This is a genomic window from Nautilia sp. PV-1 (assembly GCF_004006315.1).
GTDB lineage: Bacteria > Campylobacterota > Campylobacteria > Campylobacterales > Nautiliaceae > Nautilia > Nautilia profundicola_A.
The window spans coordinates 519,898-532,412 of sequence record NZ_CP026530.1; the positions used below are offsets into that span (position 1 = coordinate 519,898).

A 12,515-nucleotide genomic window follows, 5' to 3' on the forward strand; every position below is an offset into this window, starting at 1 on the left:
TTATAATTAAATTATTTTTTTATTACATAATAAGTTATGCTATAATTTTTCAAAAAAGGGCGTTAATGAAGATACTTTTGGTAGAAGATGACGAATTTATCGGAGAGAGTATAAAAGACTATTTAGAACTTCAAAATAACAGGGTCGATTATTACAGTTCGCCTTTAAAAGCGCTTGAAGAAGTTTATCCGAGTCATTATGATATATACTTATTAGATATAAATATGCCGGAAATGAACGGATATGAGTTTTATAATGAATTAAAAAGATACGCTAGCGATGTTCCTGTTATTTTTATTACAGCTTATTCCGATATGGACCACGTAGAAAAAGCTTTCGAGTTAGGAGCAGCGGATTATATAAAAAAGCCTTTTGAACTTAAGGAGCTTGAACTTAGAATAAAAAGACTTGTGTTTAAGAAAACAAGTGAAGTTAAAATTACAGATGATTATAATTTTGACATTAAAAATTTAAAACTTTTTTATAAAGGTGAAGAAGTTGAACTTACTCCGAACGAAAAATATTTTTTAGAAATTTTAGTTAAAAATATCGGTCAGGTCGTTGACATGGAAACACTTAAAGATTACATCTGGGAAGAAAAAAGCGTATGTGACAATACATTGAGGACACAGGTCAAAAAATTAAGAGCGAAACTTAAAGAAAATTTCATTAAAAACGTAAGAGGAAGCGGGTATAAAATTGAGAAACAGTGATGATTTTAAATTTGATATAACGGTTGCGTTTGTAATTTTTGCTTTTTTAATTGTTGTTTCGCTAACATATATAAGTATATTTTTCTTTAATAAAATTTCCACTCAGGAATTTCAGGAAAAAGTTAAAATTTCCGCAGACAATATAGTACAGATTTATAAAACTAAAGAAGATCTTATAAGAAAAAGTACGCTTGCAATTGCAAACAGTGAACTTTTTTCTAACAATTTTAATATAAATCCGGAAATCATCTCTTCAATATTTAAAATATTTTTATCCGCAAACAGAGACTTTCTTAAAATAAAATATGTAAATCAATACGGTAAAACAATTGTGTACTGTAAAAAAATTGATAAAGAAATAATATGCGGGGAAAATGATAAAAACAATTTTATTTTCAGAGATTTTAAACTTCAGACTTCTCTTTTTACAAAAGAAATAATGACGGATGAAGGTTTGAAATTCGAAACAATTTCTCCGATAAAAAAAGATCCAAAAAAAGGGTTTATTTTATTAGAATCCACGTTAAAGAGGCTGTTTTCAGGATCAAATAATTTTTATAATTTGTTGCTTATAGACAATAACGGCAATATTTACTACAGCAATTTTCTAAAGGCCAAAAGTATATTTGATCTGTTTACCTATACACTTGCGGACAGAATAAAAAAGGCGGCAGATAAGTTTGTAACGGACGATATTTACGTCGTTCCCCTTAATAAAAAATTTAAACTCGTATTTATACAGAACAAAAAGCTGATTAACAAGACAAATGCTGTTTCTCAAAAACTTGCGATGATTATGATTTTGATTTCTATATTTTTGGCTATTCCTTTAGGTGTGTTTTTCTCAAAACCACTTTATAATTTTTATAAAGATCTTGATAAACGCGTTAAAGACGAAATAGAAAAAACCAAAGAAAAAGAGCAGATACTTATGCATCAGAGTAAATTAGCCGCATTAGGGGAAATGCTTGGAAATATAGCACATCAGTGGAGACATCCGCTGACAAGGCTGTCACTGCTTATTCAAAATATAGAAATGGCTTATAAAATGAATAAATTAGATGATGAAAGGTTTGAAAAATTTAAAAATAACGCATTAAGCCAGATTGAATATATGTCGCAGACTATTGACGATTTTACTAATTTCTTCAAAAAAGACACCAAGAAAGAAACCTTCTGTCCTAAAGAAATAATTGATAAAGCATTACAGCTGATGGAAGCAAGAATAAAACAAAACAAGCTTGAAATAATATACGACGTCAAAAACACTACGCCGATAGAAGGTTATAAAAGCGAATTTTCCCAAGTTATATTAAATATTATAAACAATGCGATAGACATACTTAAAGAAAGAAATATAGAAAATAAAAAAATATGGATAAGAATCAACGGTAAAACTATAGAAATAGAAGACAATGCGGGAGGCATTCCTGATGAAATTAAAGATAAAATATTCGAACCTTATTTTACGACAAAATTTCAGTCTCAGGGTACAGGAATAGGGCTTTATATGAGCAGGGTTATTATTACTCAGCATTTTGACGGAGAACTGTATGCCTATAATTCTTCTAACGGAGCCGTGTTTGTTATTAAATTTAAATAATGTAGTATTTGTGTAATACACTTAAAAATGAACGATTATTTAGCACTCTTTTAGCACTTTACTTATTTATAATTCCTTTAAAAATTGAAAAGGTGAAGAATGAAAAAAGCAACTTTAGGAGCGTTAATCGTTGGTGCTATAATCGGTCTTGGTATTTCTTATGTAGCGGCTGTGTTGGTGGATGTTACAGGTAAACCTAATTTTTGTGCTAGTTGTCATACAATGAAACCAATGGTAGAAAGTTTTCATCAGAGTGTTCACGGAGGAAACAATCCTCATGGATTTGCAGTTCATCACTGTACGGACTGTCACTTACCTAAAAATTCTTTAATAGGATATTTAATTGCAAAAGGTATAAGCGGTACAAGAGACGCAATGGCTGAATTTGGAATTATTTCAAAAGTTGATTTTAAAGAAAACTTCTGGGAAATGAAAAATTATACATATGACAGTGCTTGTTTACAGTGTCATCATATGGTAAAAGAACCTGAAAAAGCATTCGGAATGAGTGAAGAGAGCAGATATGCCCACGAACAATACTGGAAAGAGAAAAAAGCAGGGAAAGATATCAGCTGTGTAAGCTGTCATAATGATTACAGCATGGTTAATTTTGCCCACCCTAACTTATTGGAAAGATTAAACGACGAAGAAAAATAAAAATTTTCTTCTTTTTTTTCATATAAATTTTTCTTATACACTTCAAATTTAATTTTAAAAGCTTCATAAACCGAAATCCTTTAATAATCGTAATTTATTTGTAACATAATATGTGATAAAAATATATTTCATCTATTTTTGGAAAAAAGCATATAAATTATTGTTATATTGTGAACGATAATTCATAAAAAAACCCGAAAAATCGGTTGTTTTATGTAAAATTTTTGTTAAAATTCATAAAAAAAGGTTTGCCATGAAAAAGTTGTTTCTAGTTTTGATGCTAGCCGGCAGTCTGTTCGCAATAGACTGGAGCGGTAAAATTAACTGGGCTATGAGTTATAGTGTAGCTCAGAATATTGCGAAGTCCACCCATAAACTGGTAATGGTGGATATAGGTCTGACGACATGTCCTCCTTGTATGTACTTAGCTGAAAAAGTATATACGGATCCGAAAGTCTCATCTTATATCAATAAAAATTTTGTTCCTGTATTTTATTTAGCCGATCAGGACGTGCTTCCTCCTACCGTACAGAATTACTTTACGGGTTCTACTCCTACAATTCTCTTTTTAAAACCTAACGGCGAGCTTGTTTACTCATTAATCGGCGCTAGACCTCCACAAACATTTTTACAAATTATTAAAAACGTAAATGAAAAATATAAAGGAAACAAATGATTAAAAAGTTATACAATGTGTTTTTCTCATTGGAAACTGCTGTAGTTCTGTCTTTGGTTTTTATATTAGGACAGATGTATGCAACTTTAGGTTTCAGCACTATGGCTCAGGCCTGGGGTTACGTTTATGAAACAAAATGGTTTGAAGCTATTATGTGGCTTTTAGGTATTAATTTAGTTGGTGTGATGTTAAGATATAAAACTTATAAAAAGCTACCGGTGTTTATACTGCATTTATCGGTGATTATTATATTGATCGGAGCGGCTGTTACCAGATATTTCGGGTATGAAGGCACGCTTCATTTAAGAAACGGTGAAACAAAAAACGTTATTATGGTGGAAAAAAGTAAATCGAACCCTTCAAACGTTTATCCTAAAAAACTAGGTTTTGAAATAAGACTGGATAAATTCGTATTAAGAAAATATCCGGGAAGTATGCAGCCAAGCAGTTATGACAGTTATGTCACTGTTATAGACAAAGCTCATAATAAAACTTTTAAATATCATATATATATGAACCATATTCTGGTTTACAGAGGTTACAGATTTTATCAGGCAAGTTACGATATGGATGCTCAGGGAAGTATTTTATCAGTTAACCATGATCCCGGAATGTATATAACCTATTTCGGTTATGCTTTAATGGCTATTGGATTTTTCTGGAGTATGGCTTACAGAAGAAGCAGATTTATGCTTACAGTTAAAAAACTTAAACAAAGCGGACTGTTTGCATTTTTATTAATGATGCTGCTCGGCAACGGTTATGTACATGCCAATGAAATCAACAATCTGCCTAAAATATCAAAGCAGGCTGCAGATTTATGGGCCCATGTACTTGTCCAGCAAAGCGGTAGAATCGAACCTATGGATACGCTTGATTTGGATATTATCCATAAACTGACACTTAAATCCAAAATGTATGGCTTAAGTTACAATCAGCTGGTAGCTGGAATGGTGGCATATCCTTCTAAGTATCAGAATCTGCCTCTTATTTACGTAGGACATCCAAAAATCAGAAAATTACTCGGAATTAAAGGTAAATATGCACCTTACAGCGCATTTTTCCTTCCTAACGGAGATTTCAGATTTTCAAAAGAGATTGATGAAGCGTTTAAAACACCGAATAAAGACAGAAATGTCCTACAAAGGGAATGGATTAAAATTAACGACAGGGTTTATGTGGCTTTTGAAGTATATACGGCCAAAATATTTAAAATATTCCCGACTCCAAAAGCGGAAAAAATGAATTACAGATGGTTTAGTATTGCGGATATTGCACAGGCTGTGAAAATGAATCTTATGAATCCGATGGACGCACAGTTTTATTACAACATGTTTGCAAATCTTGCGGAAGCTATGAAAAACAACGATTTAAAAGCAATGAAGCAGATAGAAGAAAAAATTTACGCGTTGCAAAAAAATTACAGCGGAAAAATTTTACCTAGTGAAACAAAAGTAAAATGGGAAATTATTTATAACAGACTTCAGATATTCCCTAAACTTATAGGCGCATATACTCTTTTAGGTTTAATTGCGATCTTCTTAGGATTTTTTGAAATTATTAAACTGAAAAGATATAAAAAAGTTGAAACGGCTGTGGTTCTTTTCGGTTATTTGGCTTTATGTGTTCATACGGCAAATATGTTGTTAAGATGGTATGTTGCCGGTCATGCTCCTTGGTCGGATGCTTATGAGTCAATCATATTTATTGCATGGGGCAGTGCATTTGCATCGCTTGTCTTCTTTAGAAAATCTATGCTTGCATTGGGTGCGGGTCTGTTTGTTGCAGGTATGTTTATGATGGTTGCACACTTAAACAACATATCTCCGCAGATTACGAATATGGTGCCGGTGCTTAAATCGTACTGGCTGCTGATACATGTTGCGGTAATTACATCAAGTTACGGTTTCTTGGGTGTGGGAAGTATGCTTGGCCTGTTGAATCTTATTCTGTTTGCTATGAATAAAAAATATAAACTCGAAACACAGATAAAACAGTTAAACAACATCATTTACATTTCATTATATATCGGACTGGCTTTATTAAGTATCGGTACTTTCTTAGGCGGTGTATGGGCTAACGAGTCATGGGGTAGATACTGGTCTTGGGACCCTAAAGAAACATGGAGTCTTATTTCTATGATTGTTTACGCTTTGGTTATTCACGGAAAAATGATGCCGAAACTAAGAGGAGAATTTATATTTTCATTAATGAGCTTTTTAAGCTTCTTCTTTATTTTAATGACATATTTCGGAGTGAATTTCTATATTGCCCAGGGTCTTCACAGTTACGGTCAGGGAGTTGCGGACGGTTACGGATGGATCAATATTATCTTTGCGGGAATGGGTGCATGGTTTGCTATTTTGATTTTAGGGCTTGTTCAGAATATTTTAAACAAAGTGTCAAAACCTGTAAAAATAGACAATAACGAATATCATCCAGATAAAGGGTAATGATGTATTTTGTAATTAGTTTTAATTATAGAAACTCTGATGTAGTATTAAGAAGCAAATTAGCAAAACTCACTTTAGAAGATTTCAAAGACTTTAAAGAAGTCTTTCTTCTTTCCACCTGTAACAGAATAGAAGTTGTATTTGATAAAAAACAGGATTTAACAGAGCTTTACGATAAGGTATATAAAAAAGTTATAACACCGGAAGAGTTGGTAAAAGCCGAAGTTTATGAAGATGGAGATGCTATTGAGCATGTTTTTAAAGTTGCGGCCAGTCTTGATTCGATGGTTGTAGGTGAAACTCAGATTACGGGGCAGTTAAAAGAAGCTTTTTATGAGGCTTATGAAAAGCATTTTATCGGGCAGGATTTAACAAGGCTTATACATTTTTCTTTTAAATGCGCAAAAAAAGTCAGAAATCAGACACAAATATCAAGCGAACCTGTAAGTGTGGCTAGTATAGCCGTAAGAAGGGCAAAAGAGGAATTAAAAGATTTAAGCGGTTACAGCGCGGTTGTTGTTGGTGTAGGAGATACTGCAAGAATTGTATGTAAAAATTTAATAAAAGAGGGCGTAAATATTGTACTTGTAAACAGAACGGTTGAAAATGCTTTTGCTTTAAAAGAAGAATTAGGAGATGATGTAAATATAGATATACATTCTATTGAAAAACTTCCTAAATTAATAAACAATTACCGATTACTTTTCAGTGCTACGGCCTCGAATTATCCGATTATAAGAAATGAAGACGTTAAACCTACATCTTTTAAAAGATTATGGTTTGATTTAGCGATACCAAGCGATATTGAAGATGATTTATGTGACAGTATTACATTAATAAAAGTAGATGACTTAAAAGAAATAAGTGAAAGAAATTTACAAAAAAGACAAGAAGAGCTTAAATGTGCGAATGAACTGATTAAAAGATGTGTTGAAGAATTTGAAAAATATCTTCAGTCTGTTTCAATTGATCCTGTAATTAAATTCTTGCAGGAAAAAGCACACGAATGTGCAGATACGGCTCTTAAAAATGCCGTTAAGAAAAAATATATTCCGGCAGAAGTGGCGGATGAAGTTGAAAAAGTATTGCATAACGCTTTTAAAAGATTTCTTCATCATCCGAATATTACTCTTAGAAAAATGGCTGACAGCGCGGAAGTGGATGTTTTGGTCTCATCTGTCAAAAGACTTTTCGGTATGAATGGGGAAAGTATAGATATGAATAAGTGTGAGTATCATATGGAAAAAGGTATATTTAAATAAACAGGAAAGTTGACAAGTAGTTAAGCAGATAAGTTGTTATGATCATATGAAGAAAAAAAAGGAGAATAAATGATATTTGTAGATGCATGTTTTGGTAAAGAGACGGATTATACTCCCGTATGGATGATGAGGCAGGCCGGAAGATACCTGCCTGAATATATGGAAGTAAGGCGTAAAGTCGGAAATTTTCTTGATATGACGAGAAATCCGGAAGTAGTGGCGGAAGTGACTATTCAGCCTATTGACATACTTGACGTTGATGCGGCAATACTTTTTAGCGATATATTAAATCTTCCGATGGAAATGGGGCTGCCTTTAAGATTTGAAAAAGGCGTAGGACCTGTATTTGATAAAACGATAGATACTGAAGAAGATATTGAAACGCTTGACAGCAGTGCCGATGAAAAGCTTGAATACGTATATAAAGGTGTGAAACTTATTAGAGAAAGACTTCCTGAAGAAAAAGCTCTTATAGGATTCGCCGGAAGTCCTTGGACTATTGCTACTTATATGGTGGAAGGAAGAGGAAGCAAACAGTACGCAAAGATTAAAAAAATGGTTTATTCAAATCCTATGATGCTTCACAGACTTCTTGCGTTTAATACAAAAGAGACTATTGAATATCTCTCAAAACAGATTGAAGCCGGTGCCAATGCAGTTATGGTATTTGACAGCTGGGGAGGCGCTCTTGAGAAAGAGAAGTTTTTTGAATTTTCATGGAATTATATGAGAGAAATAGCTAAAAATATCAAATCAAAATATCCTCATATTCCTGTGATTTTATTCTCTAAAGGAGTAGGACTGTATATGGATGAAATGGACGGCGAATTTGACGTCGTGGGTGTTGACTGGGCTACACCGATTGACCATGCTTTAAGAATATTTAAAGACAACTATACCCTCCAGGGGAATATGGAACCGACCAGACTTTATTCGAAAACCGCCACGAAAGAAGCTGTACAGAGGATAGCTGACATAATGAAAGGTCACAGACATATATTTAACCTTGGGCACGGAATACTTCCGGATGTTCCTGTTGAAAATGCAAAATATTTTGTAAATTTATGTAAAGAACTGACAAGGAGAGGTTAATGAACCTGAGAAGACTTAGACTAAATTCAAATTTAAGAGATATGGTCAGAGAAAACCATGTACACAAAGAAGATCTGATAATGCCTGTATTTATTAAAGAAGGGCTTGAGGGCAAAAATGAAATAAAATCTATGCCCGGAATTTATCAGTACGGTGAAAAAGAATTTTTGGATGAAATAGGAGAATGTATTGATCTTGGAATTAAAGCGGTAATACTTTTCGGTATTCCTAAACTAAAAGACAGTTGCGGCAGCGATGCACTTGATGAAGAAGGTCTTATTGCTAGAAGCGTAAGGACTGCAAAAAAAGCATTCGGAGACAAAATAGCTATTATTACTGATTTATGCTTTTGCGAATTTACGGATCACGGACACTGCGGTATTATAAATCCTCATCTTAAAACTGTGGATAATGAAGCAACCTTGGAAATAAGCGCAAAACAGGCGATCGTTCACGCAAAAGCGGGTGCCGATATGATAGCGCCGAGCGGTATGATGGATAATATCATAGAAACGTTAAGAACAGCTCTTGATGAAAACGGATTTTCTCATATTCCTATTATGAGCTATTCAACTAAATTTGCAAGTGCGTTTTACGGACCTTTCAGGGATGCGGCTGAGAGTGCGCCTGTGGATAACGAATATGTGCCTAAAAACAGAAAAACATACCAGATGGATATAGCAAATTCGCGTGAAGCTCTGCTTGAAAGCATTATTGACGAAGCCGAAGGCGCAGATATTTTAATGGTAAAACCGGCGCTTGCGTTTATGGATATTATAAAAGAGATAAAAGAAAACACTCTTAAGCCTTTATGTGTATATAACGTAAGCGGTGAATATTCTATGGTAAAAGCGGCGGCTCTTAACGGATGGATGGATTATGATACTTTAATGATGGAAATACTAACATCATTTAAAAGAGCGGGTGCGGATATGATTATTACATATCACGCAAAAGACGCAGCAAAATTAATTAAGTAATGGTATAATTTTTAAAAAAATATAAGCTATAAAGGGAGAAAATGAAATTAACAATAGCAACAAGAGGCAGCAAGCTTGCATTATGGCAGGCAGAATGGGTTAAAAGCAAACTAGAAAGTATGGGTCATGAAATAGACCTTAAAATAGTGACTACAACAGGAGATAAAATTCTTGACAAACCTCTAGCGGAAATCGGAGGAAAAGGGCTTTTCATTAAAGAAGTGGAAGAAGCTCTTTTAAGAGGCGATGCGCAGATAGCGGTCCATTCACTAAAAGATTTTCCTACTCAGTATGAGACTGATCATTTTACATTAGCGGCAATTCCTGTGAGAGAATCTGTTGAAGATGTGTTTTTAAGTGAAAATTTTGAAACATTGGCGGAACTTCCTCACAATGCCGTTGTGGGTACGAGTTCAATCAGAAGAGCAATGCAGCTTAAAGCATTCAGGGAAGATCTTGTGATAACTGATCTTAGAGGTAATGTGGATACCAGAATCAATAAACTGAAAGACGGAAAATACGATGCTATTATATTGGCTAAAGCCGGCGTTAAAAGACTTGGACTGCTTAAAAGCGTTAAATATTTTGAAGTGTTGGATACAGATATAATGATTCCTGCAATGGGTCAGGGTGCGCTCGGAATTGAAACAATTAACGATTCGAAAGTTATCGAAGCTGTTAAACCTCTTAATGATTTCAGAACGCAGATCTGCGTAACGATTGAAAGAGATTTCGTTGATACCCTGAATCTTGGGTGTCATGCTCCTGTAGGTGTTTATGCGAAAATAATGACAGACGATTCTATAAAAGTAAAAGCTGCGTTACTAAAAGATGACAAAATGATAAAAAAAGAGATTGTAATACCTTTTGACGAATGGGAAAATGCAGGTAAAGAATTTGCAAAAGAATTTATGTAATTGGAGACAACATGCAAAATAATAAATTTCAAAATGAAAAAATAGATTTTAAAAAACTTAGTAAATTTTCAAGGCATGCTCCTAGATACACAAGTTATCCTACGGCTGTGGAATTTAAAGATTTAAGTGAAGAGGATATTCTTCCTTTTTTAAAAGGCGACAAGCCTCTTAGTCTTTATTTTCATCTTCCTTTTTGTAAAAGCGCATGTTATTTCTGCGGATGTAATGTTGTATATACTTCAAAAGCGGATAAAAGAACAAGGTATATCGAGTATCTTGAAAAAGAACTTGAAACGCTGAGCAGACACCTTAATACTGACAGACTGGTAAGACAGGTTCATTTTGGCGGAGGAACTCCTACATTTTTTACTCCTGAAGAGCTGGCCGAGGTATATTCTCTTATTAAAAAACATTTTAAAAATTATGAAGAAGATGCTGAAATCAGCGTAGAAATCGATCCAAGATTTTTTTCAAAAGAGCATATGGACGTAATGAGGGAATTTGGTGTAAACAGAATAAGTTTCGGAGTTCAGGATTTTAATGAAGAAACTCAAAAAGCGGTAAACAGAATTCAGCCGTTTGAAATTACAAAAAACGCTGTCGACATTGCCAGAAATGCCGGGATTAATTCAATAAATATCGATTTAATTTACGGATTGCCGTATCAGTCGCTTGAAACGTTTAAAAAAACTCTTGATTTAGTATTAAAACTAAATCCTGACAGACTGGCGGTATTTAACTATGCACACGTGCCTTGGATGAAAAAAGGCATGAGAAAAATCGACGAGACAACTCTTCCGAGTCCTGAAGAGAAACTGAAAATATTTAAATACGTTATTGATTTCTTTGAAAATAACGGCTATATAATGGTTGGAATGGATCATTTTGCAAAACCTGAAGACGAACTGTTTAAAGCTATTGCAAAAGGAGAACTTCACAGAAACTTCCAGGGATATACGACAAAAGGCGGGGCCGATTTAATAGGTGTGGGGCTTACGTCTATCGGTGAAACCGAAGATGCGTATATGCAAAACTACAAAGATCTGAAATCTTACGAAAAAGCGGTTGATGAAGGTAAAATTCCCGTATTCAGAGGAGTTATATTAACTGAAGAAGATAAAATAAGAAAATATATTATTATGGAAATGATGGCAAATTTCAGCTTTGACATAAAACGTTTTGAAGAAAAATTCGGAATCAGCTTTTTTGATAAATTTGAAAATGAAATTAAAGAGCTTCAGGAGTTTGTTGACGAAGGTCTTGTAGAAATTACTCCTGAAAAAATAGAAGTGAATAAAACAGGAAGTCTGTTAATTAGAAATATTGTGCTTCCTTTTGATGAATATTTCAAAAAAATGGCGAATCAAAAGGTGTTTTCAAAATCTATTTAAAGGTTTAAAAATGGTTATATCAATAGGTAATTTACCACTAAAAGATATTAAAACGGATGTCTTTTTACATCCGATAAAATATAAAGACAGCATTACATACGAACCGATGGCGGAGGAAGCCGTTATCGCGCTTATTGCCAAACATTTTACGTATGACAGTGTTCCGGAGGATGTTAAAGACTATTTTGACGAAATGGATGACGGTTATCTGTTTGGAGAAAGCAACTTTGATGAATTCGATCTTGAACAGCTTCAAAAAGGCAAAATATTAATAGGAAAAGACGTGCTTGCACATCCTAAACTTGAAAATATCAAAAGATTTCTTTGTCTTTTAAGGGATTTCGGAGGTTTTGAAATAGAGGGAATTGATCTGCCGGTATTTTTTGAACCAAGCGATCCTATACTTGAAGAAATTGTAAATGTAGAAAGAGAATATGAAATTGAATTGGAAGAAATAGACGAACTTGATACGTTTGACGGAAGTGTAGTATATTGCTGTTCTGACAGATTTGTTGTGAAAAAAGATGAAATTTTATGTTCTCAGCAGTTTGTTGTCGCAAATAAAATAAAATCTTTAACTATACTTGTGGACGGTGAACCTAAAAAACTGCATAAATTAAAAGAATTAAAAGGGACATTCGGCATTATTTTAAAAGATACTGATGATTATCCTTTTATAAGGGTTAAGATAGAAAACAGTTGATTTTCTTCTTTTTCTTTTATTAATAACTTACATTTTTCTTACATCTGTCTGATAAGATTAACTTATAA

Annotated in this window: 11 protein-coding genes; all 11 read left to right on the top strand. The window is 33.6% G+C overall.

Annotation, left to right across the window (positions count from 1 at the left end; genetic code table 11):
* Nucleotides 1-65 precede the first annotated feature (65 nt).
* The 11 genes from C3L23_RS02900 (at nucleotide 66) to C3L23_RS02950 (ending at nucleotide 12,447) form a co-directional block, all read left to right on the top strand.
* Nucleotides 66-713, top strand: a complete 648-nt coding sequence (locus C3L23_RS02900) for a response regulator transcription factor (protein WP_127679675.1) — start codon at nucleotides 66-68, stop codon at nucleotides 711-713.
* Entirely contained in the window at nucleotides 700-2,316 is a 1,617-nt protein-coding gene (locus C3L23_RS02905) for a sensor histidine kinase (protein ID WP_127679677.1), read from the top strand. Before C3L23_RS02900 ends, C3L23_RS02905 begins: the two co-directional genes overlap by 14 nt.
* 99 nt (nucleotides 2,317-2,415) lie before the next feature.
* Entirely contained in the window at nucleotides 2,416-2,973 is a 558-nt protein-coding gene (locus tag C3L23_RS02910) for a NapC/NirT family cytochrome c (RefSeq protein WP_127679679.1), read from the top strand.
* Nucleotides 2,974-3,226: 253 nt separating this feature from the next.
* The gene (locus tag C3L23_RS02915; RefSeq protein ID WP_127679681.1) at nucleotides 3,227-3,649 is read left to right on the top strand and encodes a DUF255 domain-containing protein; all 423 of its coding nucleotides are present in this window, start codon (nucleotides 3,227-3,229) and stop codon (nucleotides 3,647-3,649) included.
* Nucleotides 3,646-6,102 carry a cytochrome c biogenesis protein CcsA gene (gene ccsA, locus C3L23_RS02920; protein WP_127679683.1) on the top strand — a complete coding sequence of 819 codons (2,457 nt, stop codon included), beginning with the start codon at nucleotides 3,646-3,648 and terminating at the stop codon, nucleotides 6,100-6,102. The genes C3L23_RS02915 and ccsA overlap by 4 nt, the downstream gene beginning before the upstream one ends.
* Nucleotides 6,103-6,104: 2 nt before the next feature.
* Nucleotides 6,105-7,364 carry a glutamyl-tRNA reductase gene (gene hemA, locus C3L23_RS02925; protein ID WP_127679685.1) on the top strand — a complete coding sequence of 420 codons (1,260 nt, stop codon included), beginning with the start codon at nucleotides 6,105-6,107 and terminating at the stop codon, nucleotides 7,362-7,364.
* 69 nt (nucleotides 7,365-7,433) lie between these two features.
* The gene (hemE, locus tag C3L23_RS02930; RefSeq protein ID WP_127679687.1) at nucleotides 7,434-8,456 is read left to right on the top strand and encodes a uroporphyrinogen decarboxylase; all 1,023 of its coding nucleotides are present in this window, start codon (nucleotides 7,434-7,436) and stop codon (nucleotides 8,454-8,456) included.
* A complete protein-coding gene (gene hemB, locus C3L23_RS02935; RefSeq protein ID WP_127679689.1) occupies nucleotides 8,456-9,436 on the top strand; it encodes a porphobilinogen synthase in 981 nt (326 codons plus the stop codon). The genes hemE and hemB overlap by 1 nt, the downstream gene beginning before the upstream one ends.
* Before the next feature lie 41 nt (nucleotides 9,437-9,477).
* On the top strand, nucleotides 9,478-10,353 hold the full coding sequence (gene hemC, locus C3L23_RS02940; RefSeq protein WP_127679691.1) for a hydroxymethylbilane synthase: 876 nt from the start codon (nucleotides 9,478-9,480) through the stop codon (nucleotides 10,351-10,353).
* An 11-nt stretch (nucleotides 10,354-10,364) separates the two neighbouring features.
* Complete coding sequence (hemN, locus tag C3L23_RS02945; RefSeq protein WP_127679693.1) at nucleotides 10,365-11,744, top strand: oxygen-independent coproporphyrinogen III oxidase; 1,380 nt, start codon at nucleotides 10,365-10,367, stop codon at nucleotides 11,742-11,744.
* A gap of 10 nt (nucleotides 11,745-11,754) precedes the next feature.
* The gene (locus tag C3L23_RS02950) at nucleotides 11,755-12,447 is read left to right on the top strand and encodes a hypothetical protein (RefSeq protein ID WP_127679695.1); all 693 of its coding nucleotides are present in this window, start codon (nucleotides 11,755-11,757) and stop codon (nucleotides 12,445-12,447) included.
* Nucleotides 12,448-12,515 lie beyond the last annotated feature (68 nt).

Coding starts and splice junctions, on each gene's coding strand:
- ccsA (WP_127679683.1), top strand. CDS start 3,646: ATGATTAAAAAGTTATACAATGTGTTTTTCTCATTGGAAACTGCTGTA.
- hemB (WP_127679689.1), top strand. CDS start 8,456: ATGAACCTGAGAAGACTTAGACTAAATTCAAATTTAAGAGATATGGTC.
- hemE (WP_127679687.1), top strand. CDS start 7,434: ATGATATTTGTAGATGCATGTTTTGGTAAAGAGACGGATTATACTCCC.
- hemC (WP_127679691.1), top strand. CDS start 9,478: ATGAAATTAACAATAGCAACAAGAGGCAGCAAGCTTGCATTATGGCAG.
- C3L23_RS02910 (WP_127679679.1), top strand. CDS start 2,416: ATGAAAAAAGCAACTTTAGGAGCGTTAATCGTTGGTGCTATAATCGGT.
- C3L23_RS02900 (WP_127679675.1), top strand. CDS start 66: ATGAAGATACTTTTGGTAGAAGATGACGAATTTATCGGAGAGAGTATA.
- hemA (WP_127679685.1), top strand. CDS start 6,105: ATGTATTTTGTAATTAGTTTTAATTATAGAAACTCTGATGTAGTATTA.
- C3L23_RS02950 (WP_127679695.1), top strand. CDS start 11,755: ATGGTTATATCAATAGGTAATTTACCACTAAAAGATATTAAAACGGAT.
- C3L23_RS02915 (WP_127679681.1), top strand. CDS start 3,227: ATGAAAAAGTTGTTTCTAGTTTTGATGCTAGCCGGCAGTCTGTTCGCA.
- hemN (WP_127679693.1), top strand. CDS start 10,365: ATGCAAAATAATAAATTTCAAAATGAAAAAATAGATTTTAAAAAACTT.